The sequence below is a fragment of the Pseudomonas sp. PS02303 genome, assembly GCF_029959925.1.
GTDB lineage: Bacteria > Pseudomonadota > Gammaproteobacteria > Pseudomonadales > Pseudomonadaceae > Aquipseudomonas > Aquipseudomonas mandelii.
Genome location: NZ_JASCOM010000002.1, coordinates 25,830 through 48,417 on the forward strand (window position 1 = coordinate 25,830; position 22,588 = coordinate 48,417).

Annotated in this window: 24 protein-coding genes and 1 pseudogene; 21 read left to right on the plus strand and 4 right to left on the minus strand. The window is 53.9% G+C overall.

The window, feature by feature from the left end:
- Positions 1-81 precede the first annotated feature (81 nt).
- The 7 genes from modA (at position 82) to QMX98_RS00925 (ending at position 4,961) form a co-directional block, all read left to right on the plus strand.
- Positions 82-849, plus strand: a complete 768-nt coding sequence (gene modA / locus QMX98_RS00895) for a molybdate ABC transporter substrate-binding protein (RefSeq protein ID WP_282410054.1) — start codon at positions 82-84, stop codon at positions 847-849.
- Complete coding sequence (modB, locus tag QMX98_RS00900) at positions 850-1,530, plus strand: molybdate ABC transporter permease subunit (protein ID WP_077747734.1); 681 nt, start codon at positions 850-852, stop codon at positions 1,528-1,530.
- A 3-nt stretch (positions 1,531-1,533) separates the two neighbouring features.
- Entirely contained in the window at positions 1,534-2,613 is a 1,080-nt protein-coding gene (gene modC / locus QMX98_RS00905; protein WP_282410055.1) for a molybdenum ABC transporter ATP-binding protein, read from the plus strand.
- Between the two features lie 78 nt (positions 2,614-2,691).
- Positions 2,692-3,732, plus strand: a complete 1,041-nt coding sequence (locus QMX98_RS00910; protein WP_282410056.1) for a DNA topoisomerase IB — start codon at positions 2,692-2,694, stop codon at positions 3,730-3,732.
- Between the two features lie 72 nt (positions 3,733-3,804).
- Entirely contained in the window at positions 3,805-4,026 is a 222-nt protein-coding gene (locus tag QMX98_RS00915) for a hypothetical protein (RefSeq protein ID WP_077747731.1), read from the plus strand.
- Positions 4,027-4,141: 115 nt separating this feature from the next.
- Complete coding sequence (locus QMX98_RS00920; RefSeq protein WP_010460746.1) at positions 4,142-4,372, plus strand: hypothetical protein; 231 nt, start codon at positions 4,142-4,144, stop codon at positions 4,370-4,372.
- 304 nt (positions 4,373-4,676) lie between these two features.
- A complete protein-coding gene (locus QMX98_RS00925; RefSeq protein ID WP_010460748.1) occupies positions 4,677-4,961 on the plus strand; it encodes a hypothetical protein in 285 nt (94 codons plus the stop codon).
- Between the two features lie 107 nt (positions 4,962-5,068).
- On the opposite strand, the gene QMX98_RS00930 is transcribed toward QMX98_RS00925, so the two are convergent.
- Entirely contained in the window at positions 5,069-5,788 is a 720-nt protein-coding gene (locus tag QMX98_RS00930; RefSeq protein ID WP_282410057.1) for a TetR/AcrR family transcriptional regulator, read from the minus strand.
- 155 nt (positions 5,789-5,943) lie between these two features.
- Here QMX98_RS00930 and QMX98_RS00935 point away from each other — a divergent pair, with 155 nt between their 5' ends.
- The 5 genes from QMX98_RS00935 (at position 5,944) to QMX98_RS00955 (ending at position 12,648) form a co-directional block, all read left to right on the plus strand.
- Positions 5,944-6,780 (plus strand): NAD(P)H-binding protein, encoded by an 837-nt coding sequence (locus QMX98_RS00935; RefSeq protein ID WP_282410124.1) that lies wholly within the window; start codon positions 5,944-5,946, stop codon positions 6,778-6,780.
- 979 nt (positions 6,781-7,759) lie between these two features.
- On the plus strand, positions 7,760-8,383 hold the full coding sequence (locus QMX98_RS00940; protein ID WP_282410058.1) for a hypothetical protein: 624 nt from the start codon (positions 7,760-7,762) through the stop codon (positions 8,381-8,383).
- Positions 8,380-8,703 carry a hypothetical protein gene (locus tag QMX98_RS00945; RefSeq protein ID WP_282410059.1) on the plus strand — a complete coding sequence of 108 codons (324 nt, stop codon included), beginning with the start codon at positions 8,380-8,382 and terminating at the stop codon, positions 8,701-8,703. Before QMX98_RS00940 ends, QMX98_RS00945 begins: the two co-directional genes overlap by 4 nt.
- A 991-nt stretch (positions 8,704-9,694) precedes the next feature.
- Positions 9,695-10,900, plus strand: a complete 1,206-nt coding sequence (locus QMX98_RS00950) for a hypothetical protein (RefSeq protein WP_282410060.1) — start codon at positions 9,695-9,697, stop codon at positions 10,898-10,900.
- A 2-nt stretch (positions 10,901-10,902) separates the two neighbouring features.
- Positions 10,903-12,648: an ATP-binding protein gene (locus QMX98_RS00955; RefSeq protein WP_282410061.1), complete on the plus strand. Its 1,746-nt coding sequence runs from the start codon at positions 10,903-10,905 to the stop codon at positions 12,646-12,648.
- An 83-nt stretch (positions 12,649-12,731) separates the two neighbouring features.
- On the opposite strand, the pseudogene QMX98_RS00960 reads toward QMX98_RS00955, so the two are convergent.
- From QMX98_RS00960 to QMX98_RS00970, 3 genes and pseudogenes are all read right to left on the minus strand, one after another.
- Positions 12,732-13,750, minus strand: a pseudogene (locus tag QMX98_RS00960) (phage portal protein).
- The gene (locus QMX98_RS00965; protein ID WP_282410125.1) at positions 13,750-15,507 is read right to left on the minus strand and encodes a terminase ATPase subunit family protein; all 1,758 of its coding nucleotides are present in this window, start codon (positions 15,505-15,507) and stop codon (positions 13,750-13,752) included. Before QMX98_RS00965 ends, QMX98_RS00960 begins: the two are co-directional and overlap by 1 nt.
- A 148-nt stretch (positions 15,508-15,655) precedes the next feature.
- Complete coding sequence (locus QMX98_RS00970) at positions 15,656-16,834, minus strand: hypothetical protein (RefSeq protein ID WP_282410062.1); 1,179 nt, start codon at positions 16,832-16,834, stop codon at positions 15,656-15,658.
- A gap of 199 nt (positions 16,835-17,033) precedes the next feature.
- On the opposite strand from QMX98_RS00970, the gene QMX98_RS00975 reads away from it, so the two are divergent.
- The 9 genes from QMX98_RS00975 (at position 17,034) to QMX98_RS01015 (ending at position 22,577) form a co-directional block, all read left to right on the plus strand.
- A complete protein-coding gene (locus tag QMX98_RS00975; protein WP_282410063.1) occupies positions 17,034-17,864 on the plus strand; it encodes a GPO family capsid scaffolding protein in 831 nt (276 codons plus the stop codon).
- Between the two features lie 31 nt (positions 17,865-17,895).
- A complete protein-coding gene (locus QMX98_RS00980; RefSeq protein ID WP_282410064.1) occupies positions 17,896-18,906 on the plus strand; it encodes a phage major capsid protein, P2 family in 1,011 nt (336 codons plus the stop codon).
- A gap of 11 nt (positions 18,907-18,917) precedes the next feature.
- Positions 18,918-19,616 (plus strand): terminase endonuclease subunit, encoded by a 699-nt coding sequence (locus QMX98_RS00985; RefSeq protein WP_282410065.1) that lies wholly within the window; start codon positions 18,918-18,920, stop codon positions 19,614-19,616.
- A 103-nt stretch (positions 19,617-19,719) separates the two neighbouring features.
- Positions 19,720-20,181, plus strand: a complete 462-nt coding sequence (locus QMX98_RS00990; protein WP_282410066.1) for a head completion/stabilization protein — start codon at positions 19,720-19,722, stop codon at positions 20,179-20,181.
- A complete protein-coding gene (locus QMX98_RS00995; RefSeq protein WP_282410067.1) occupies positions 20,181-20,393 on the plus strand; it encodes a tail protein X in 213 nt (70 codons plus the stop codon). Before QMX98_RS00990 ends, QMX98_RS00995 begins: the two co-directional genes overlap by 1 nt.
- Positions 20,394-20,443: 50 nt before the next feature.
- Positions 20,444-20,758 (plus strand): phage holin, lambda family, encoded by a 315-nt coding sequence (locus tag QMX98_RS01000; protein ID WP_282410068.1) that lies wholly within the window; start codon positions 20,444-20,446, stop codon positions 20,756-20,758.
- Entirely contained in the window at positions 20,755-21,597 is an 843-nt protein-coding gene (locus tag QMX98_RS01005; protein ID WP_282410069.1) for an N-acetylmuramidase family protein, read from the plus strand. The genes QMX98_RS01000 and QMX98_RS01005 overlap by 4 nt, the downstream gene beginning before the upstream one ends.
- Positions 21,598-21,642: 45 nt before the next feature.
- A complete protein-coding gene (locus tag QMX98_RS01010; RefSeq protein ID WP_282410070.1) occupies positions 21,643-22,119 on the plus strand; it encodes a phage tail protein in 477 nt (158 codons plus the stop codon).
- The gene (locus QMX98_RS01015) at positions 22,116-22,577 is read left to right on the plus strand and encodes a phage virion morphogenesis protein (RefSeq protein WP_282410071.1); all 462 of its coding nucleotides are present in this window, start codon (positions 22,116-22,118) and stop codon (positions 22,575-22,577) included. Before QMX98_RS01010 ends, QMX98_RS01015 begins: the two co-directional genes overlap by 4 nt.
- The last annotated feature ends 11 nt before the right edge of the window (positions 22,578-22,588 follow it).

Here is a 22,588-nt window from a genome sequence, read left to right on the forward strand (position 1 = left end):
CCGTTTGCGGGCATTACGCTATATATTTCGATATATAGCGTTTCGCCCCCTCGTTGCATTCGCCTATCACGGAGCCGTTTCATGCCCATGCGTGCCTCACGTTTTGCCCCGGCCTGCCTCGCAAGCCTGCTCGCCGTCTTCGCGTTCGGCTCCGCTCAGGCAGGCGAAGTCCAGGTGGCCGTCGCCGCCAACTTCACCGCGCCGATCCAGGCCATCGCCGCCGATTTCGAAAAAGACACCGGGCATAAACTGGTCACCTCCGTTGGTGCAACCGGTCAGTTCTACGCCCAGATCAAGAATGGCGCGCCGTTCGAAGTGTTCCTCTCTGCCGACGACACCACCCCGCAAAAACTCGAAGCTGAAGGCGACACCGTCAAGGGTTCGCGCTTCACCTACGCCGTAGGCACGCTGGCACTGTGGTCAGCCAAGGAGGATTACGTCGATGCCAGGGGCGATGTGTTGAAAAGGAACGAATACAAGCACCTTTCCATCGCCAACCCGAAAGCCGCGCCTTATGGCCTTGCCGCCACTCAGGTGCTGGCCAAACTGGGCCTGACCGAGAAGGTCAAAGACAAGCTCGTTGAAGGCCAGAACATCACCCAGGCCTATCAGTTCGTTTCCACCGGCAACGCTGAACTCGGCTTCGTGGCCTTGTCGCAGATCTACAAAGACGGCAAAGTCACCGGCGGTTCGGCCTGGATCGTCCCGGCCGACATGCACGACCCGATCAAACAAGACGCGGTGATCCTCAACAAGGGCAAGGACAACCCGGCCGCCAAGGCACTGGCTGACTACCTCAAGGGGCCGAAAGCCGCCGCCATTATCAAGTCCTACGGTTACCAACTCTAAATGACGCTGACGAGTGCCGACTTTTCCGCCATCTGGCTGACCCTGAAACTGGCGTCCCTGACGACGGTTATCCTGTTGATCATCGGCACTCCGATTGCGTTATGGCTGTCGCGCACCCGCTCGTGGTTGCGCGGCCCGGTCGGGGCAATTGTCGCCCTGCCCCTGGTCCTGCCGCCCACGGTGATTGGCTTTTATTTGTTGTTGGCGCTCGGCCCTAACGGCTTTGTCGGCCAATTCACCCAGTCACTGGGGCTCGGCACGCTCACATTCAGTTTTGCGGGACTGGTGATCGGTTCGGTGCTGTACTCGATGCCGTTCGTGGTCCAGCCGCTGCAAAACGCCTTTTCCGCCATTGGCACCCGCCCGCTGGAAGTGGCCGCCACCTTGCGCGCCAATCCATGGGACACCTTTTTCAGCGTGATTCTGCCGCTGGCTCGCCCCGGCTTCATCACCGCGGCCATTCTCGGTTTCGCCCACACTGTCGGCGAGTTCGGCGTGGTGCTGATGATCGGCGGCAACATTCCCGACAAGACCCGCGTGGTCTCGGTGCAGATCTACGATCACGTTGAAGCCATGGAATATGCCCAGGCCCATTGGCTCGCCGGGGCAATGCTGGTGTTCTCCTTTGCCGTATTGCTGGCGCTCTATTCCAGCCGTAAAACCAAAGCGGGCTGGAGCTGATCGATGATTCATATGCGCCTTAAACTGACTTATTCAGGATTCACCCTGGAGGTGGATCTGCAATTGCCCGGCCGCGGTGTAACGGCACTTTACGGCCATTCCGGGTCAGGCAAGACCACGTGCCTGCGCTGTATCGCCGGTCTGGAGCAGGCCGAACAGGGCTTTATTCAGGTCAACGATGAAGTCTGGCAGGACAGTGACAAGAAGATTTTCGTACCGCCGCATAAACGTGCGCTGGGGTATGTTTTTCAGGAGGCCAGCCTGTTTCCTCACCTTTCGGTGCTGGCCAATCTGGAGTTCGGGCTGAAGCGCATCCCCAGGCAGCAACGCCGGGTTGACATGGCGCATGCCACTGAACTGTTGGGCATTGGTCATCTGCTGGACCGCCATCCGCAGCACCTGTCCGGAGGCGAACGGCAACGAATCGGCATCGCCCGCGCGCTGCTCACCAGCCCCAAACTGTTGCTGATGGACGAACCGCTGGCGGCGCTGGATAGCCAGCGCAAAAACGAAATCCTGCCTTATCTGCAACGCCTGCACGATGAACTCGATATCCCGGTGCTGTACGTCAGCCACTCACAGGATGAGGTCGCCCGACTGGCCGACCACATCGTCCTGCTCAGCGACGGCAAGGCGCTGGCCAGCGGACCAATCGGTGAAACCCTGGCGCGTCTCGATTTGCCCCTGGCGCTGGGCGACGATGCGGGCGTGGTGATTGAAGGCCATGTCAGCGCCTATGACCCGCACTATCAGTTGCTGACGCTGCAGCTGCCCGATACCGATCTGAGCATTCGCGTGGCGCACGCTCCGATGACCCAAGGCCAGGCGCTGCGTTGCAAGGTCCAGGCGCGGGATGTCAGCCTGAGCCTGCAAGGCGTCGAGCACAGCAGCATCCTCAATCGCTTGCCGGTGACGGTGATCAGCGAAATCGGCGCCGATAACGCCGCCCACGTGCTGATCCGCCTGAATGCGGCCGGCACACCGCTGCTGGCACGCATCACCCGCTACTCCCGGGACCAACTGGGCGTGCACCCCGGCCAGCAACTCTGGGCGCAGATCAAAGCGGTGGCCGTGCTGGCGTAAATTCGTCGGCACCACGGCGAATGGACGCGGTCAATGGCTGTACAGGCCCCCTGACTTCGTCGCCAAGGATTTTTTGCCATGCCCGATACCGCGCTGCCCGATGTGCTGCCACCCGACCTGCACTACGTCGACGACACGCAGCCTGGAATCACCCGCAAACGCTTGCGCGGCAAATTCTGCTACTTCGATCCTGCGGGCCAGCGCATTACCGATCCCGACGAAATCAAGCGCCTCAACGCCCTTGCCGTGCCGCCGGCCTATACCAATGTGTGGATCTGCGCCGACCCACGTGGTCATTTGCAAGCCACCGGCCGTGACGCTCGCGGTCGCAAGCAATACCGTTATCACGCGCGTTGGCGCGAAGTGCGCGATGCCGATAAATACTCACGCCTGCGGGACTTTGGCCTGGCACTGCCGAAGCTGCGCAAACAGCTTGAAACGCTGCTGGACGCTCCGGGTTTCAGCCGAGATAAAGTCATGGCCACCGTGATTACCTTGCTCGATGCGACGCTGATCCGAGTCGGCAACACGCAATACGCCCGGGAAAATCGCTCCTATGGCCTGACCACCCTGCGCAGCCGTCACGTCGAGGTCAACGGCAGCGCGATCCTGTTCCAGTTTCGCGGCAAGAGTGGTGTCGAACACCAGATCACCGTGAAAGACCGACGCCTGGCGCGAATTATCAAGCGCTGCCTGGAGATTCCCGGGCAAGACCTTTTCCAATACCTGGACGAAAATGGCGAGCGACACACCGTCAGCTCCTCAGATGTCAATGCCTACCTGCAAAGCCTCACCGGCGCCGACTTCACGGCCAAGGATTATCGGACATGGGCCGGGAGCGTCCTGGCGTTGTCGGTGCTGCGTGAGTTGCAGTGGGAGCCTGAGTCGGACGCGAAACGGCATGTGGTCGAGATGGTCAAGAACGTTGCCAGGCAACTCGGTAACACCCCGGCCGTGTGCCGCAAGTGCTACATCCACCCGGCGGTGCTCGAAGGTTTTATGCTCGGTGCCTTGGCCCAACTGCCGCGGCCGAGACTGCGTAAAGGTCTCAGGGCAGAAGAAGTCGGGCTCGCCATGTATCTGGAGAAAATGATCGCTGAGGCAGAATCGACAAAATGACCCGTCCATTTTTTGCACGATTGCAAAGAACTTCTATAGTTGATGTGGACATGAATCAGCTGCGGTGACGCCATGGAAGACATTTTCGTTGTGAAGCGTTGCAACAAGATCATCATTCATGGCCGCCGGGCCGGAGAAGCCGGCCACCCGCCACCCGACGCCGCCGTCTGGTATCGCATTGAAGATACCCGCACCCGTGGCTTTATTGGTGACGGCTTCGATCTTGAAGAAGATGCCCGACGTGAATGCCGGCAGCTCAATACCAGGTCACAAGTGACGGCCCGACAAGCCTGAAGTCCGGGTCTATACTGAAATCAGCTGAAGGACCAGCGACCCCATCGGCAGAAAGCTCGCACCCAGCGGGCTTTTTGCTGCTATTTGTCAGGTTTCTTGAACGGAGGTGTTTGCCATGTCCGAAAAAGAGTCCATCACCACCCTGCTTACCCTGCTCGACTCCCGCCAGGCTCGACTTGCCGCTGCGTGCAAGGAGATTGCCGATTGGGTAGACCATCAAGGAGGGCATCCGACAGCCCTCAGAATTCGTGACCGCCTGAACGACATTGAAAAAGACGCGCCACTGATTCGAAACACTCTGTCTTCGTTAAAACCTGTCGACCCGCCTCTTCCACGGTTCAGATGATTCGATCTGGGCGCGCGATTCAAGAACAGGGCCTGATCCAGGACGTGTGAACGGCGACTTCATCGTCAGCGCGTCCTTGCCTGTCTGATTATCTTTTTCTCCAAACCCCACCTGGCCTGACGCCGGGATTTTTTGTGACTTCTTTTCACGTAACGTTCACAACACACACCCTACAGTGGGTTCACTCCTTTGATGAACCCCTTGGCCTGCCCGCATGCAGGCCATTTTTTTGCCCGCTGGGCAGCCAACGAACGTCTTCATTAGATGGAGGTCAAACAGTCACACGTCACGAAGGAGACGTCCCATGGTCACTCACTTCAAAGTCAGCGGGCATCTGGCCTGCGGTCACAAAGGCAGCAATCTCACATCAACCAGCGAATTGACCCGCGTAAAGTGCAGAAGCTGCCGCAACACCGACGCGTTCAAGGACGCGCGCAAAGCCGAACGTAACGCAGCACGCCGTGCTGCGCGTAAGGCCAAAGTCACTCACACCGCCAATGACTGGCGCGCCGCCTGGGTACAACGGTTGACCGCCATGGCCGGATTGCAAAGGTTACCCCGTGGTTTTACCGGCCAGCCTTTCGTTTAAAAACTGCGCCAGGAAAGATCTCATGCGGGAGAGAACCCGCTCGCGATGAGGGCAGCACATTCAACATTGATGTGACTGACCTTCAACCATCGCGAGCCGGCTCGCTCTCACCGGGGGATTGGCCCTGACAGGTCTGTTGATGAGTCGCACGTGTTCAGGTTCGCCGGCTCCATGATTTCAGCGAGCGACATGCGCTTGAAGGCTTCAAACAACCGCCGGCCCTCTTCGGGCGCACAAGAAATGGCCAGTCGCATAGTCGCTTCACCTAGCTGCCAGATCAGAAAGGCAGAATCAGCAACCCGCTGCGCATCGCTGCCTGGAAACACCCGCAGCATCGCATCGGCCAGCAAGCCGCCCGCCACACGACTCTCCTCCAGCTCCAACGCCAGCAACTGCTTGTCTGCCTGCATGCCTGACCAAATATCACGCATCGCAGGTTCGGCCTGAACGATCTCGTAATACTGATCCAGCAGGTCCGAATAGGCATCCGCCAACCCTTGCGCATCTTGCACCGTCACCAGCGCCTCTTCGATACAACGACGGCTTGCCGCGTTATAGCGCTCGGCCAGTGTGCGAATGACCGAGCTCTTGTCAGGGAAGTACTGATAAAGCGATCCGATCGAGATCTCCGAGCATTCGGCAATTTCGCTCATTTTTACCTGGTCGCTGCCCTTGGTTGCGATCAGTTGCTTCGCCACCGCCAGGATTCGCTCCTGCCGCTCGCGACTGCGTTGCTGCGTGGGATTGCGGCGGGTCGGCTCCGTAACAGGTTGCTCGAGCCCGGTGGCAGCTTTCTTTGGCACTGGCGTGATTCCGATCAATAACATGACAAGCACTCACCTTAGCACCACCCGCGAACGCTCCCAAGTGGTTGCATCCGTATGTCGGTTTCCTCCTTAACATTGGTTGACGGTAGAACATGAGCGTTTATCATCTTCTTAACGTGAGTATTCCTCACATTAACCCGATGGAGATGAACGCGATGAAAACCACTCAGGACACCCTCCTCGTTCTCGGTGCGACCGGTAAAACAGGGCGCAGGATCACCCAGCATCTCCAGGCCGCAGGATTGCCCGTGCGCTTGGGTTCTCGCGGCGCGAATCCTCCCTTTGACTGGGAAAATCGACGGACCTGGGATGCGGCGCTTGATGGCGTTCACGCTGTTTACATTTCCTATCAACCGGACCTCGCCGTTCCGGGCGCCCTCGATACTATCCAGGCGTTTACCAACCTGGCCGTCGATCGTGGCGTCGGCAAATTGGTTCTGCTGTCCGGACGTGGCGAGGTTGAAGCGGAACAAGCCGAACGCGTCATTCAAAACAGCGGTGTCGACTGGACGATCCTGCGGGCCAGCTGGTTCTTCCAGAACTTCAGCGAGGCGCATTTTCTGGAGCCCATTCTTGAAGGAGAACTGGCCCTTCCCGTCGGCAATATCGCGGAGCCCTTCGTCGATGTGGAGGACATTGCCGAAATTGCAGTCCAGGCACTGACCCAACCGGGGCATTCACGCCAACTCTATGAATTGACCGGGCCACGGGCACTGACTTTTGCCCAAGCGGTCGATGAGATTGCTCAAGGGACCGGGCGCGAGATCAGTTTCGTCGCCGTACCGCCGGATGCATATCGTCAGGCACTGGAGCAGGCACAACTTCCTGCGCCGTTGATTGACCTGGTGCTTTATCTCTTCACCACGGTGCTCGACGGTCGCAACACGCCGTTAGCCAATGGCGTTCAGCGCGCACTTGGCCGGCCCGCGCGCGACTTCAGCGATTATGTTCGGCGCACCGCTGCTACAAAAATCTGGCAGAACCAGGCTTGAGGTTGACGAGGATCATCTATCAAGAATTGCGGAGCAGAAACGACAAAGGCCTGCATGAGTTTCCTCATGCAGGCCTTTGATATGTATGGTGCCCGAAGCCGGAATCGAACCGGCACGCCCTTACGAGCGGGGGATTTTAAGTCCGGGTATTTTTCTTTATTATTCAAACACTTATTTCACTAAATGCTACGTAAGCCTACGTTAAAAAATCCTTTAAGACGCCCTGTTCTCCGGGGCTCAGTAGGATGGTTGCGGAGCAAAAATTTGATGCCAATGTGAGCGGCAGAATCCAGCTGTCCGATGATGGATTGTGCGTGCTAACGGTCCCGCCGCGGCAAATAAAGGCCAACAGGTCTGTTCTGAATCCGCCGTACCAATTCCGTATCAGTAATATTCGCGCGCCTCTAAATTCCGCCACCTCCTCACATCCGTAGTAAATACTAAACAACCGTTTTCGGGTCCAACTCCGAGCACTGTCGCTACTGCCCTGAACCCTGGCGCATAGGCCACCCCGCCCCGATTCGGTTGCAATGACCCAAGTCGCAACCGTTACCATACAGTGCTAAAACTGGCCACGTCGACGACGTCCCAACCTGTTTTTCGGCGTGAATACCAAGCAGAACCCGCCGGCCCCACAAACGTAACGGAATTGAACCTGAGCGCACGAAACGGCCGTAGGAGTTATTCCGATACCGCCACAATTTTGAGCAGCGTGCGCTCAACTCCGACAGTCTAGGCATAAAAATATGCCGCTTTATTTAGCTCAAGTAAGGTTTTGTACGAAAGTAGATTTTACGAGTAAATATACCTATAATGAACGGCGTATAGCCTCGCACTCATGGAATTCACCGGTTCGGTTTATAAAGGGAGCATGTTAATCGATGGATAAATTAGTTTTCCTCCCCCTATTTCTCAGAAAAAGGGCCAAGAGCATCTCATTCGAGACAAAACAAATCTTGCTGCGGGCAGAAAACAACAAATGAAACAAAAACTGCAGAGTCGATTTGTTCATCTATTTGCACTTATTATTGTTATTGCTTTAGCGGTTACTACCAGATCAATCTGGCCAAATCTGACTGAAAAGCCCACCGACATATTAGCATTTGTGGGCTTCTGGGTTACCTTGTATGGTTTATCTGTAGCTATTTTCGAGATCGCCAGAATAGGCAGTGTATCAGACAGTACATTAAGGGCTGCAAACAACTCATACAACGGACTTAAGCTTCAGATGGAGCTTCAAGAAGTCAAATCCTGCCAAGAGATCATAAACTCTTCTGTTTCAGAGCTTAGAAACAAAAAAGCAATTCCAGTAATATTTTTATCAAGAATAAAACACGTATATCTTTCGGTATTTCCAGGCGAAGAAAGCACTGAAGACCACAAGCAAAACATTCTACGATTAAACTCGTACGAATACGTTACTACTCCAAGAAAATCCAAGACCCAAGCCCCTACCCAAATAATTAATCCTCAATACCCACTAGAAAAACTGGGAGCGAAAGAGCATCCATACCAGATGACCATTGATACTTTAAACCGAATGCATGACGATCTTTCAAGATATTCCGCATTGAAAAATGACTATAAAAGGAAGGTTGTATGATACCTGTTCAGTTTCAAACTTTTATGGAATTTGTGCTGACTCAGACACGGAGCGGAAAGCTGAGATGGATGCATGGGGAGTCCGGCTCTTTCATAGCATCTCACCGCGATATGAGCCTTTACATTTCCTCCGAATACGACCCTGATCGAGAAATTGGTAGTTTCTGGTTTCGACTGAACGGAAGTGATGGCTCAACACCTTTCTCAGTATACGATCACGAAAATGAATACAACTACATGAGAGTTATTTATGAGGAAGTAATTTTCAATGCCAACAATGCTGAACGTGACGTTGCTCGATTTATGGCGGACTTCGATTAATATGTAATTCGTTCATTGAATAGCTCGATATCTACTCTCTGCAAGAAAAGATATCGAGCTGCCCCGGTGCGTACTATCCCCCGCCCTTATCCGATATGGTTAGATGATCTAAAATTGGCGTCTGTCTAATAAGGCATACTCCAACTAAAACCAAAAAACTCCCAAGCTGATATCGAGGGTTCGATCCCCTTCGCCCGCTCCACGTATTTCAGAACCTCCAGCGCAGTTCACGGAAATTCAATAGCGACTGGTGACAATTCCAGTGATAGATTGTCTGTTAGTACATTTGAGCATCAATTTCACGCGGACACACAGAACCCGCCAGGTTACGGGAACTCCTCGGAAACCAGTAATGTTGGTATCACCCTAACCTGTCCTTCGTCGAAGCCCCGATTTCATTGGCTTTCGGCGCAATGGCAAATAGTAATTTGTTAGTAAGGTTGAGGTAAGACCATTACCTATCGGATAGGTAATTTTCTCTTTCGTAGATGCCTTATAAATCAATCACTTATAATCACATTACGTTTCCGATTACTCTAGATTACCTTTAGACGTAATCCCGCTAGGTCAATCTATGCGGCGTCATCAAAGATTTCGCCTGTCTTGTTTTAGAGCATTACGTTTTTCCGATAGCCTCCTGAAAAACGATGTTTTCCTGACAGACATCGCAGGGCACGCTCTGGACTGCCGCAGCGATCCAGTGCTTTTTAACTACCCGATGCAGGGATTCGCAGGTTTTTATCCACCCCCGAACATCATAGCTCCGCCCTGCCTTGGCCACGCTGAGTTTGGTGCAGCAGTGCAGAAAAGAAGGCCTATTTAGCACGCAGGCGAGGTGGGGGGATGACGGCGCGCGCCAGTTTTCACTGGCTATGAGCGCGACCATAATGCCCTCTGTCGAAAAACAGGGAGAAAAGAATGCATAGCACCTTCAACGCAGACAGTTTGTGTGCCATTATTTTGCCACTGAGACTATCAAAAGGTAGTAATTATGGAAGATGGCGGGTACTACGCTCTCAAGGGCTTTGACTTTCAAATAGACAAAACCATAATTGAGATTTTCTCTGCCTCCTTAGATACAGAAGAGATCTCTATTGAGAGAATTCAGGATCTAAACTCGGACGCATTTGTCACCCAAGTAAAATATAAAGAAACGCAGACATACTCGGCCTCAAAAATAAGGGATCCTGTAGTACAACCTATCAATGAGTTCACTACCGCCATAACAAAAAAAATTTACATTCTTTATTGTTACTTCTCAGACCAAGAAGAAACCATCAAAACTTTTGACATTACTGGAATCGAAAACATTCTAGAAATAAAGCTTCACAAGAACTGTTCTGATGCACACCAGAAGAAATATGACTCTATTAAATCCATCCCTAGCGCTGTAAAGAACTCATTCTCAGCCAACTTTCAACTTATTTTCGCCCCAAACCATACTGCTCAGTTTGAACGAGCCCTTCAAATCATTACAGACCAACACTTCTGCACTTCTCCGTCAGATGCATCGTTCTACTACTGTTATTTAGCAGATCACTTACGCCGACTGGTAATCTCAAACGCAGACCCTGAGCTAAGAACATGCACTAGAAAAGAGTTAGTCGCCGTCCTTACAGACAAAAAACATCAGATATTTTACTCAACGCTGGCTTACATGAGCGGCAGAGAGCTACTTTTAAAAACATTAAAAAGACATTTCCCAAAACCGCCACCCCAGCAAAACGTTGTCTGTTTCATAGGCACCAAGCTAGCTAGAGAAACACTTCCACTTACCCACTTAATAACATCCACGATTGAGCAGCAATTTAAGAAGCCAACCTACGACGTACACCCAATTACTTTTGTAATCAACCTAGACAATATCATTGACATAAAAAAAGGCCTACTACTTAGAAACATAACCTTTAACGATGGGTATGAAGCCATTCAATTTAACAGCAAGCAATTTAACAGGCGACATATTTCATTAAGGAAAACCAACGCCAACGGCAGGGCGCTGGAGTCACTAGGCCAGATTTCATACCAAGTGCGCATCATCACACTCTCAAATTTCAATAGATGCTTTGCCGACTGTGCGACTCCAGACAGAGCTTACTATTTCGACACCGATACATTGATAGAGTACACCGACATCCCATCCTTTCAAATCAATGATCTCACGTGCGATGAGATCTGGCAGTTACTCAAGAGGTGAATATGAACTCGGAAAACTTCAAAATTGTAAGTGTCTCCTCAGACGCCTTGATCATTGAAATAGTCGATCCATCTAAATTCTCTGGAGAGTTCAGTATCGGCAGTTATGTTGGTGTGCCATGTAGAGAGCATGCAGGTCAGCATGTGGTCGGCGTTATAGATAATTACAAGGTTAAAGACCACTATATAAGCGATTTCAATGCCCCTGCAAGATCGCCATCCTTTTTATTAGATGTAAAATTAATTGGCATGCTTCACGAGACCGATACGGGAATGATTTTCAAGAGAGGTGGGCACGGGATACCCCTACCTCCAAACAACAGCATACGCATATTAGAATCAAATGAACTTGATGAAATTTATTCCACCGACCTAACAAAAAAAGACAAGCTGACTTTTTCATCACTTGTAAATAGCCACAACACTCGAGTGCCTATTAACGGCAATAAATTCTTCAACAAACACTTTGCTATTGTAGGTTCAACAGGGTCAGGAAAATCTCACACTGTCGCGAAATTATTGCAAGCCGCAACCGACTCAAAACATGAAAGCTTTGACGGCCTTAACAACTCCCACATTGTCATATTTGACATCCATGGCGAATATAAAAGCGCATTCCCTGGATGCAACTATTTAAACTCTGAAAAACTAAAAATCCCATACTGGCTATTTGACGGAGATGAATTGAGTGAACTCTTCATTGAGAGTTCAGAAAACAACTCCTACAATCAAGTTTCACAGTTCAGACATGCCGTTATAGAAAATAAAAAATCTCACAACAAAGGGAAAAAAGTATTTTTTGACTCGCCACTTCGCTTTGACATCCATGAGGTCATTCGTTACGTTAAAAATATTAACGCCGAACTTGTCAATAAAAAGAAATCCCGTAAACCGGAAGATAAAGACAACAAGGTGTTTGAGTCAAGAATTCCTGAGTATTTCAACGAAGAGTACGAATTCGACAAGCTCACTGCTGATTTTGTAAACGGCCCATATACAGGAGAATTTGAAAGGTTTCTGATGCGACTAGATAATACAATCAGCAACTCAAGATTGGACTTTTTATTTAAAGACGTTGACGAACTAACTATCGAAGGTGTACTACAGCAGTTTTTAGGCTATCAGGAGAACAAAGAAGCTAACGTTACTATAATCGACCTTAGCGGTATTCCATTTGAAGTACTCAGCATCACTGTATCCTTAATCTCTCGAATTCTTTTTGAGTTCGGATATTACTACAAAAGGCTTTTATCCGAAGTATCCGACTGTGAAACACCAATACTTCTTGTTTATGAAGAAGCGCACAAATATGTTCCCCGAAGTGACTTAACCCGCTATCGCGCGTCCAAAAACGCAATTGAAAGGATCGCAAAAGAGGGTCGAAAATATGGCGTAACTCTTGCTATCGTTAGCCAGCGGCCATCCGAAGTCTCCGAGACTATATTTTCACAATGTAGCAATTTTATTGCGATGCGACTCACCAACCCCGATGATCAAAGCTATGTTCGTAAGCTGCTCCCCGACACATCTGGAGATTTAATATCCAACCTCCCCACTTTACAGTCTGGAGAGGCACTCATAATTGGCGACGCAATTATCATTCCCTCCATGGTTAAAATAGACAAGTGCATAACAAAACCAAACTCCGTTGATATTGAGTTCTTCACCAAATGGTCGGAAAACTGGAAGACAGTAAAATTCGAAAACATTACTGAACTTTGGAAACCTTCAGACAACGTCGAATTATAAAGCAACTAAATAGACAGTATAAAATTAAAGGCGTCGCCCGCGTGTTGAAACACCGGTCCGTCGCCTTGTTTGCGCGCAGGACTTTATTCGCTCTCAGCGATCTCATATTGTTTAAACCTCACCACCTCCTCCCCCAGCCAGTCATTCAACTGAGTCATGCGCGATTGAACCGGCCCCAGCTCATTGGCCGCATAGATCTGCGACGCATCCCTGATCGATCCGAAGCCCCCAGCATTCTGAGGCACGATGCCCATCAATTGTGGCGGTATCCGCAAGCTGGCCAACACGTCGTCACGTGTTTGATTCTTGATCGAGTTGAATTCATCCTTCGCCGCCACCTCGCTGACCGGAATCAGCTGAATCCCATCCTTCTTGCCAGTCGGCGAATAGACAAACAAATTCCGAAAATTCCCCGGCCCCTTCGAATCCTTCAGCGCCTTACGCAACGCATCGATATCCGCCTCCGTCTGCGCCGCGTCGGTCATGTACAAAATGAACCCCGCATGACTCCCATTCTCGTAGTACTTCCGACGAAACAAAGTAGCCGACTCATTCAACAACGCCGACTGCAACGCACTGATCCACTCCGGCACCCCATAAATCTCCTGGTGCAGATCCGCCTCTCTCAGATGAAACACGCTACCCGATTCAAACGCGTGCTCACTCTTGAACCCCTGCACCTGGTAGAACCGCCCCTCCCCGCCCGCATGTACTTCGCCAGCGGCGGTAACAATTGCCAAGTGCCGCCCAATACCGAGCGGCGCCGCTCCAGGTAACCATTCCCCAGGCACAGAAAATCCAACGAGAACTGCTCAAACGCCGCTCGGGACAGCATCGGATGCGGGATAAACATCTTGCTCAACAAGTTGCGCTTGAACATCAACCCCGAATGCAAATGCACACTCGCCCCCACCGACCGAGCCAGCCCATCCATCGACAACGGCGGCTCATACCAACGCCCGTTAAACCAGCACTCCAGATAGTCAAACACCTCCCGACCACCCAAAACCGGCGTCGGCTCACCGAAGCTAAAAACCTGCGTTCCTGCACCGTCAGAAGCGGTCGCGAGTAGTAGTGTCTGGTTATCGGGCTGTTTAGCCATCAATAAATCTCCATCCGCCCAGTATTGGCAGCCGTCTGCCCCTCAAGCGGTTCGTTATGCAATGCATGAAAAAGCGCCCACGCCAGATCAGCGTGCCCAGTGTTGTCATTCCGCCCAGCGGTATAGGTGTACTGACGCCCCCCAGCGGTGACCGTCTTTCGAATCGCCATCAGCGCCTGCGCCATATCAGTCCAACCAGCATCAAACTCCAGCCGCCCCTTGTGAATAACGTCATAGGCCTTCAGCACCAACCGGGTTTTGACCTCGGGCGAATAGCTGAAAGTGGTCACAGCCGGGAAAAACTGGCGCACCAACTGCGCCACACCACTACCCAGCCCAGTGACATCAATGCCGATGTAAGTCACCCAATACCGATCGCACACACCCTTGATAAAAGCCGCCTGCGCCGCGAAGTCCATCCCGCGAAACTGATGCCGCTCCAGCACCCGAAACTTCCCGCCAGGTACCAGTGGCGGAGCCACCACCACCAACCCCGAACAGTCGCCCGTCTCAGCCGGGTCATACCCCACCCACACCTGCCGGTCACCAAACGGCCGCATGGCAAACGGCTTGTAGTCCTCAGCCCACTCAACCCAGCTATCGACCATGCACGACTGCAACAACGCGAGCGGAAAGATGCTCGCCCCGTCATCGACAAACTCACACATCAGCAGGTTGGCGTAGGCCTCAGGGCTGTATTCGCGGCGCAGCTCTTCGATGTCAAACAGATCACAGCCACCCCGCTCCGCGTCCAGGATCGTGACGATCTGCCGCCACAACCGGTCCTCACAAAACCGCCCCTGCTGGAGCGAACCGTGAGACACGTCCACCTTCGTGTGCTGCGCCGCAGGCTTGCCCTTGTTGAACCGCTCCCCGGTCCAGAAGGTGTAAGCCTCATGGGCCATGCTGGATGGCGTGGAGAAGTAGGTCTTGCGCCACTTCTTGTGCATCGCCATGCCCGAGGCGACCTTGTTCAGCTCCTCGAACTTGAACGTCCAGAAAAACTCATCAAAGTAGAAATTACGGTGATAACCCTGGGCGGTGCGGGCATTGGTCCCGAGAAAATACAACTCGGCACCGTTGGGCAGGACGATGGGGTCACCCGTCAGATCAACCCCAACCACTTCCCGAGCAAACGCCAGAATGTAGCCTCGAAACAGGTAGGCCTGGTTCTTCGAAGCTGACAGGAAAATCTGATTCCGCCCCGTGTCCAGGGCATCGATAAACGCCTCACGCGCAAAGTAATACGTCGCACCGATCTGTCGACTTTTGAGGATGACGCGGGTCCGCTGATTCCCTGCCCGATACCAATCCTTCTGGTAGTCGAAACACCCATCAATAAACGCTTCACGCAGCAGCTCGACCTGGTCTTCGCTGATATCGTTTTTCGGGGTTTTCTTCTTTGGCCCTTCGTTGCGCTTGGCCAGGTTCGGATTGAGATCGGTCTCGGTACCGCCACCCTGGAAGCGCTGAATTCGGGCCTGCCGCTCCAGTTGCCGGTGCAGCAGATCAATCTCTTTGAAGTCGCCGCTGCTCTTACCTTCCTTGAGGATCAGCTGCACCAACCGCGCTTCCAGCGCTCCGCCGATACGCTCGACGTTGTCCGCCCGGTCCCAGGCGTCGCGGGCCTTCCAGCTATGTAGCGTCTTCTCCTTTTCCCCCGTAGCGTCAGCGATCTCGCAGACACGCCAACCCATCCAGTACAAAAACTTGGATTGGCGGCGGGGATCGATGGGCAACAGCGCGGTTACAGTCATGGCCGCGATGTTGCCGCCCGCAACCACGACCCAGTAGTCCGATTCTTGTAGCTCTTGGCTTAACAAATACATCAAAGCCAATCACCAACATATCAACAGTCGCTTAATTTTAAATGCCGACCAGCCTCGCAAGCATTAACACACTAAATTATTCCGGCTCCTCATCATCCGTATAAATAATTCCAACATTGGCAGTGTAATCACCGGTTCTGCCCGAAACCTGACTCATTATACTTTCTGGAGTGTCATCTCGAAAATTCACGATATGCCCGACTAGCATCTCATCACGTGTATATTCTGGCTCTTCACTTTCCATCCACTCCTCAAGATTCTCAACACTAAGTCCCGTCGCATCAGCCAACAGTTCCTCGAAGGTTTCTTGGTGGCGCGCTCCCTCTACAGGATACAATACCGAATCATATTTAGACGGAAGCAATGCAAATTCACCCCATCCCAACCCACTTATTGCCAATCCAGTTCCACTTTCCGAAACAGCGCCATACATCATTACTACTCGCCCAACGGTAGCCTCTGTGATTCCATGTTCGACAGAATCGCGCACCGTCATTTTTAACGTAAAGTCTTGATATTCGCTATCATTCTCATATTCAATCCTGGTCATCTGGATATTCGAGGGAGTACCTTCCCCCATCCGCCTAACTGTTTTTATGCGCCCGTAATACAGCCTGGGCTTCTCATTAACATCTTTAACCTTTGACACATTGACCAATGCATCACTCAGCAACTGTGGATACTGGGCCTCAGGCAGGAAGTAATATTTATGGTAGTTTTTATCGAATTTTATACACAGGCCTCGCACAGTTGTGATCCTGCTGGGAAGCTTTATTTGCTCACCATTATGCCGGTGAATCGGGACATCGGCGAGTTCACCATCTATATCCTCGACCACAGGACCAATGTAGGTTTGCCCTGGTAACTGGGGAACAACTGGCTTTTGCTTCATAAAACTTTTGACTACTACTAATAACTCGTCATCGACAGCTTGCTTGGCCTCTTCTTCGTTTGTAAATCTCTGTCCATCACGTTTTTTAACACGGAGGCCACAAGGTGGACGGTGCTTTCTGCTATGAGCAAAATAAGCCGCTCGACCGTTAGAGTCCTTTTCGCCTTCTTCGGGAGATCGAAATAAACCCACGCAACACTCAGGGCAAAAAATATGTCCCTTCATCTCGTTTTGGTATTCCGATGTGAGAATTGACTTAGCTGATGCACGAAGAACAGTCTTGTCCCCGACCCCATATACCCATCCAGGTAGGTAATACGCGAATTTTATACGATTGCTTTCTGAGTTAACTGACGCGGCCATTTAAAAATCCCTTTCTGATAAAAAAATATTACGGAAGTCCTATCCCAACTCTTGCGCCTTGATAATGGCACATAAGCATCACTAAACGAAGTTCACCCGCAGCTCCTTGTAACCAGCCCTCCCACAGTCCCGCCTCATTGCCCCCACCCGCGCGCGACCCGACCATGCCCCTCATTGCAACGCACTGAGCATTCCCGGCATGAAAAAATTTCGCAGCAACTGGTTCCGCGTCGCCGTCGAAGGCGCGACCTCGGACAAACGCACCATCAAACGCGACTGGCTGGAACAGGCCGCCAAGAACTTCAACCCATCCACCTACGGCGCCCGCATCTGGCTCGAGCATTTCCGCAGCCTGCTGCCGGACAGTCCATTCAAAGCCTACGGCGATGTCCTCGCCGTGAAGACCGAAGAAATCGACATCAACGGTCAGAAGAAACTGGCCCTGTTCGCCCAAGTCGAGCCCACCCTCGAACTGATCGCCATGAACAAGGCCAAGCAGAAGATCTACACATCCATCGAAATCGACGACAGCTTCGCCGACACCGGTGAGGCCTACATCGTCGGCCTGGCAGTGACGGATTCCCCAGCCAGCCTCGGCACCGATGTCCTAGCCTTCTCGGCTCAGAAACCCGACGTCAGCCCCTTCAAAGACCGGCACTACTCCGCAACCTCAATGTTCACCGAAGCCGTCGAAGCCGAACTCACGTTTGAAGAGTTCGAAGAAAAACCCAGCCTCGGCGCGCAACTCTTTAGCCGAGTCCAAACCCTGCTCAAAGGCAAACAGGCCAAGGACGACAGCGAATTCGCCCAGCTCGGCCAAGCCGTCGAAACCCTCGCCGAACACGTCAAAGACCTACCCGACCAACTAGCCGCCGAGAAGCAGCTTTCGACAAGTCTGAAAACCCAACTCGACCAACTGAGCAAAGACTTCACCGAGCTGAAAACCAGACTCTCGACCACCCAAGACCCCAACCAAAAGACACGCCCTCCGGTCACCGGCGGCGGAAACCAGGTCATGACCGACTGCTGAACCCACCCCCGAGTAACCAAGGACGACCTCCATGCGCAACGACACCCGCAACCTCTTCAACGCCTACCTCGGCCAGTTGACCAAACTGCACGGCGTACCCGACGTCACCACCAAATTCGCCACCTCGCCCAGCGTCACCCAAACGCTGGAAACCCGCATGCAGGAATCCAGTCAGTTCCTCAGCGCGATCAACATCTACGGCGTCACCGAACAGATGGGCGAAAAGATCGGCATGGGGATCGGCGGACCCAACGCCGGCACCACCGATACCACCCAGAAAGACCGTGAAACCAGCGACATCACTACCCTAGATGACCGCGGTTACTTCTGCTCACAGACCAACTTCGACACCCACCTGCGTTACAGCAAGCTGGACGCCTGGGCCAAATTCCCCGACTTCCAGGCACGCATCCGTGACGCGATCCTGAAACGCCAGGCACTGGACCGCATCCTGATCGGCTGGAACGGCACCAGCCGCGCCTCTACCTCAAACCCGGCGACGAATCCACTGCGCCAGGACGTCAACATTGGTTGGCTGCAAAAGATGCGCACCGAAAATGCCGCGCGGGTCATGAAGGAAATCAAAGAAGGCACAGACAAAATCGCCATCGGTGCCGGCAAGGACTTCACCAACCTCGACGCCCTGGTGTTCAGCATGGTCGAAGAATTCATCGCACCTTGGTATCAGGAAGACCCGGACCTGGTCGTCATCTGCGGCCGCCAACTGCTCGCCGACAAATACTTCCCCATCATCAACAAAGACAACGCCCCGACCGAGATGCTGGCCGCCGACATCGTCACCAGCCAGAAACGCCTGGGCAACTTGCCGGCGGTGCGTGTGCCGTACTTCCCCGCGCGCGGCCTGCTGGTCACCAAGCTGGAAAACCTGTCGATCTACTGGCAGGAAGGCAGCCGCCGTCGCACCGTCCTCGACAACGCCAAACGCGACCGCATCGAAAACTACGAGTCGGTCAACGACGCCTATGTGATCGAGGATCTGGAATGCGCGGCCCTCGCTGAAAACATCGAAATCGCATCGTAAGGCAGACGCCCATGACCAATCCCTGCCGTCATCACTTCCTGCGCGTCACGGCCGCCATTGAGGCGGCTGCGGTGGAACCCAACCAAACCATGGCCGGCGCCACCGCCTACGAACATCAGCTCAACCAACTGCTGCAGGATCGCCTACGCCTGAAACAGATCCAGTCGAATCAGGGCAAGGCCGACCTCAAACGCCAGTTGCTGCCCGACTACGTGCCCTATGTGCAAGGTGTCCTGGAAGCTGGTCTGGGCGCCCAAGACGAAGTGATGACCACCGTCATGGTCTGGCGTTTCGATGCCGGCGACTTTAACGGCGGCCTCGACATCGCCCAGTACGTGCTGAAGCACAAGATGGTCATGCCTGACCGCTTCGCCCGCACGTTGGGTTGCCTGGTCGCCGAAGACATCGCCACGGCGGCCTTGAGTGCCCAGAAGATCAACGAACCGTTCGACCTGGCTACCCTGCATCGTGCCGCCGAACTGACCGACGCCGAAGACATGCCCGATCAGGCCCGTGCCAAGCTGTTCCTCGCCATGGGCCGCGCCACGCTGGAAGGCATCACAGAAGAACTACCCCGCCAACCCGGTCAAGTTCAGGCTGGCATCGACCTGCTGAAAAAAGCCATCGAACGGCACGATGCCTGCGGTGGCAAAAAGGATCTGGAGCGGGCCGAACGCCAGCTCAACAAACTCGCCGCCACTGGCGGCTAACCGAGCGTCCCCACGCACCCCGCCGGCTCGGGGCGGATCGGCCAGGCCACGCACCTGAACGTGAAGAACCGACCACCGGCGACCTACCACAGAGCGCAGAACCATGAGCGGATTCGTAGCGACCGGCAAAGCCCCCGCCGGCCACCTCCACACCGACGCTTTCTGGCCATCGATCAATCTGGACGACGTGCGCGGCACATTGAGGATCGACGCCAGCGTCACGGCGATCCGACTGAAAACCGCAACCCTCTCTGCCGCCATCAGCGTTAACCGCGAGTTCGCCGAGTGGCGCCGCACTAGACAAGCCGAGGGCCACACCACCCTCATCGATGTCCCGGCCGATCAGGTCGAAGGCATGTCGCACTACGTCCACCTTTACCAGCGGGCGATCTACGCTGCGGCCGGTGCGGAAATCTGCGAGCGCTACCGCTCCTATGACAGCACCAACAGCGGCCACCAGAACGCCGACGACCTCACCCCAAGCATCGACGAACTGCGCCGCGACCAGCGTTGGGCCGTGCGCGACTTCCTCGGCATCGGTCGCACCACCGTGGAATTGATCTGATGACCGTCACCGTCCGCGCCCAACAAAACGACACCGTCGATGCCCTGTGCTGGCGACATTACGGCCGCACCGCTGGCGTGACCGAAGCCGTACTGGAAGCCAATCCCGGTCTGGCCGACCACGGACCGACATTGCCCCAAGGCCTGGCTGTGCAAATGCCCGAAGCACAAACAAGCGCCCCGCAACGGCAGATGGTGAACCTGTGGGATTGACCCATTGGCACCGTGTCCTTGAACCCACTCTGAACCATGGAAGGAACCCCATGCCTGAACGCCCCGACACCTGGGCCTGGCTCGCTGCCTGGCTCGAACAGCACTGGCCCACCCTGTACGCCGGCCTGCTGGCACTAATCATCGCCGCCCTTCGAATCATGTACGGCGGTGGCACGTTACGCCGCATCGCCATTGAAGCCCCGCTCTGCGGCGCGTTGGCAATGGCAGCCAGCCACGGCCTTCCGTTGCTCGGTGTTTCCGCGTCCACCGCGCCTTTTTTCGGCGGTATTATCGGCCTGCTCGGCGTGGAAGGAACCCGCGCAGCAGCCAGGAAATTTTTCATTCGCAAGGAAGCCTCACAATGATTCCATTACGTCACGGCGACCGCTCGCAAGCAGTGCGCCATCTGCAAACCACCCTGAACAACAACGGAGCCCGCCTGATCGTTGACGGGCACTACGGCGACACCACCGAAGCGGCCGTGCGGGCTTATCAGCTGCGCATCGGCCTGGTGGCCGATGGCATCGCCGGCCACAAAACGCAGGGCGCGCTCGCCGGCAATGACTGCCAGCAACTGCTGAAAAACACCGACTTGGTCAACGCCGCGCGACGTCTCGATGTGCCGCTGGCAGCTATCTACGCGGTCAACGAAGTCGAGTCGAAAGGCCGAGGTTTTCTCGACATCGGCAAACCAGTGATCCTGTTCGAACGCCACATCATGTACCGCCAACTGTCGAAGGTTCGACACGAAAGCGAGAACCACGCCGACCTCAAACGCCGCGCCGATCAACTCGCCGCCGCTCACCCGGCCATCGTCAACCCGAAAGCCGGTGGCTACGTCGGCGGTAGCGCCGAACATCAGCGACTGGGCAGTGCTCGCGTGCTTCACGACGTTGCCGCCCTGGAATCCGCGTCATGGGGCGCCTTTCAGATCATGGGCTTTCACTGGGAACGACTGGGATATGCCAGCGTGCAGGATTTCGTTGCAACCATGAGTGTGGATGAATCGCAGCAGTTTGATGCGTTCGTGCGTTTCATTGAAACCGAATCGGCGTTGTACAAGGCACTAAAGGCACGCAAATGGGCCGAGTTCGCCAGGCTCTACAATGGGCCTGACTATCAGCGAAACCTGTACGACATCAAGCTTCAACGCGCCTACGAACGACATGAGAACTGCGGTTGTGGTCAGTTGGTGGCCGCATGATCCGATCCTCCATCGCTAACCCAGACATCAACGCCACAGGCTGCCATGAACAAACCCGATAGCCTGCGTACTCATCTGCTGAGCACCATTGCCGAACTCAAGCACAACCCTGACCGGTTGCTGATGTTCATCGACAACGGCAAGGTTCGTTGTACTGCTGCGGCGAGCCTGTCGTTCGAATACAGCTTTGATTTGCAGATCATCCTGACCGACTATGCCGGGCATCCCGACAGCGTCATTTTGCCGCTGCTCGGTTGGCTGAGCGTGCATCAGTCTGAATTGCTGGAGAACCTGAACAAGTCCGCCGACGGCATCCAGTTCGAGGCGGACATTCTCGATAACAGCAAAGTGGATATGAGTTTGACGCTGCCGCTGACTGAGCGTGTGGTGATTGGCGAGGACGACCAAGGCAACACCACAATTCGCCATCCGGGGGAACCACAGCGAGTCGCCATATTCCTCGACAAAAACTGGATGCCCCCCACCGATAGCAACGGCAGAGAATGGGTTTTGCCTACATGACCAATCAGCTGGAAGCGCTGGAATACTGGGCGGCGGGCCTCCTCAAGCAACTTGAACCTGAATCGCGCAATAGACTGGCCCAAAACCTTGGCCGGGCTTTACGGAAAAGTCAGCAACAACGAATAAGTACCCAGCGAAATCGAGATGGCAGCAAGTACGCTCCACGAAAACGGCGCAATCTTCGGGATTTACAGGGGCGTGTGAGGCGGAAGGTGCACATGTTTCGGAGGCTGCGCACGGTGAGGTTTTTGAAAACACAGAGCAATGGCAATACGCTTAGCATTGGATTCACCGGGCGTAACGCCCGGATTGCCAAAGTTCACCAGTACGGACTGAACGGGCGTGCCGAACGCGGAGCACCGGATGTGAAGTACGAGCAGCGGGAGGTGTTAGGATTTAAAAAGGCAGATCTTGATCTGATCCGCAACGGATTACAGGGGCATCTTTTCGAGCCCTAGCACAGATATAA

Bases quoted from the DNA above. Each gene is read 5' to 3' on its own strand.
- modA (WP_282410054.1), top strand. From the start codon at position 82: ATGCCCATGCGTGCCTCACGTTTTGCCCCGGCCTGCCTCGCAAGCCTG.
- modB (WP_077747734.1), top strand. From the start codon at position 850: ATGACGCTGACGAGTGCCGACTTTTCCGCCATCTGGCTGACCCTGAAA.
- modC (WP_282410055.1), top strand. From the start codon at position 1,534: ATGATTCATATGCGCCTTAAACTGACTTATTCAGGATTCACCCTGGAG.
- QMX98_RS00910 (WP_282410056.1), top strand. From the start codon at position 2,692: ATGCCCGATACCGCGCTGCCCGATGTGCTGCCACCCGACCTGCACTAC.
- QMX98_RS00915 (WP_077747731.1), top strand. From the start codon at position 3,805: ATGGAAGACATTTTCGTTGTGAAGCGTTGCAACAAGATCATCATTCAT.
- QMX98_RS00920 (WP_010460746.1), top strand. From the start codon at position 4,142: ATGTCCGAAAAAGAGTCCATCACCACCCTGCTTACCCTGCTCGACTCC.
- QMX98_RS00925 (WP_010460748.1), top strand. From the start codon at position 4,677: ATGGTCACTCACTTCAAAGTCAGCGGGCATCTGGCCTGCGGTCACAAA.
- QMX98_RS00930 (WP_282410057.1), bottom strand. From the start codon at position 5,788: ATGTTATTGATCGGAATCACGCCAGTGCCAAAGAAAGCTGCCACCGGG.
- QMX98_RS00935 (WP_282410124.1), top strand. From the start codon at position 5,944: ATGAAAACCACTCAGGACACCCTCCTCGTTCTCGGTGCGACCGGTAAA.
- QMX98_RS00940 (WP_282410058.1), top strand. From the start codon at position 7,760: ATGAAACAAAAACTGCAGAGTCGATTTGTTCATCTATTTGCACTTATT.
- QMX98_RS00945 (WP_282410059.1), top strand. From the start codon at position 8,380: ATGATACCTGTTCAGTTTCAAACTTTTATGGAATTTGTGCTGACTCAG.
- QMX98_RS00950 (WP_282410060.1), top strand. From the start codon at position 9,695: ATGGAAGATGGCGGGTACTACGCTCTCAAGGGCTTTGACTTTCAAATA.
- QMX98_RS00955 (WP_282410061.1), top strand. From the start codon at position 10,903: ATGAACTCGGAAAACTTCAAAATTGTAAGTGTCTCCTCAGACGCCTTG.
- QMX98_RS00965 (WP_282410125.1), bottom strand. From the start codon at position 15,507: ATGACTGTAACCGCGCTGTTGCCCATCGATCCCCGCCGCCAATCCAAG.
- QMX98_RS00970 (WP_282410062.1), bottom strand. From the start codon at position 16,834: ATGGCCGCGTCAGTTAACTCAGAAAGCAATCGTATAAAATTCGCGTAT.
- QMX98_RS00975 (WP_282410063.1), top strand. From the start codon at position 17,034: ATGAAAAAATTTCGCAGCAACTGGTTCCGCGTCGCCGTCGAAGGCGCG.
- QMX98_RS00980 (WP_282410064.1), top strand. From the start codon at position 17,896: ATGCGCAACGACACCCGCAACCTCTTCAACGCCTACCTCGGCCAGTTG.
- QMX98_RS00985 (WP_282410065.1), top strand. From the start codon at position 18,918: ATGACCAATCCCTGCCGTCATCACTTCCTGCGCGTCACGGCCGCCATT.
- QMX98_RS00990 (WP_282410066.1), top strand. From the start codon at position 19,720: ATGAGCGGATTCGTAGCGACCGGCAAAGCCCCCGCCGGCCACCTCCAC.
- QMX98_RS00995 (WP_282410067.1), top strand. From the start codon at position 20,181: ATGACCGTCACCGTCCGCGCCCAACAAAACGACACCGTCGATGCCCTG.
- QMX98_RS01000 (WP_282410068.1), top strand. From the start codon at position 20,444: ATGCCTGAACGCCCCGACACCTGGGCCTGGCTCGCTGCCTGGCTCGAA.
- QMX98_RS01005 (WP_282410069.1), top strand. From the start codon at position 20,755: ATGATTCCATTACGTCACGGCGACCGCTCGCAAGCAGTGCGCCATCTG.
- QMX98_RS01010 (WP_282410070.1), top strand. From the start codon at position 21,643: ATGAACAAACCCGATAGCCTGCGTACTCATCTGCTGAGCACCATTGCC.
- QMX98_RS01015 (WP_282410071.1), top strand. From the start codon at position 22,116: ATGACCAATCAGCTGGAAGCGCTGGAATACTGGGCGGCGGGCCTCCTC.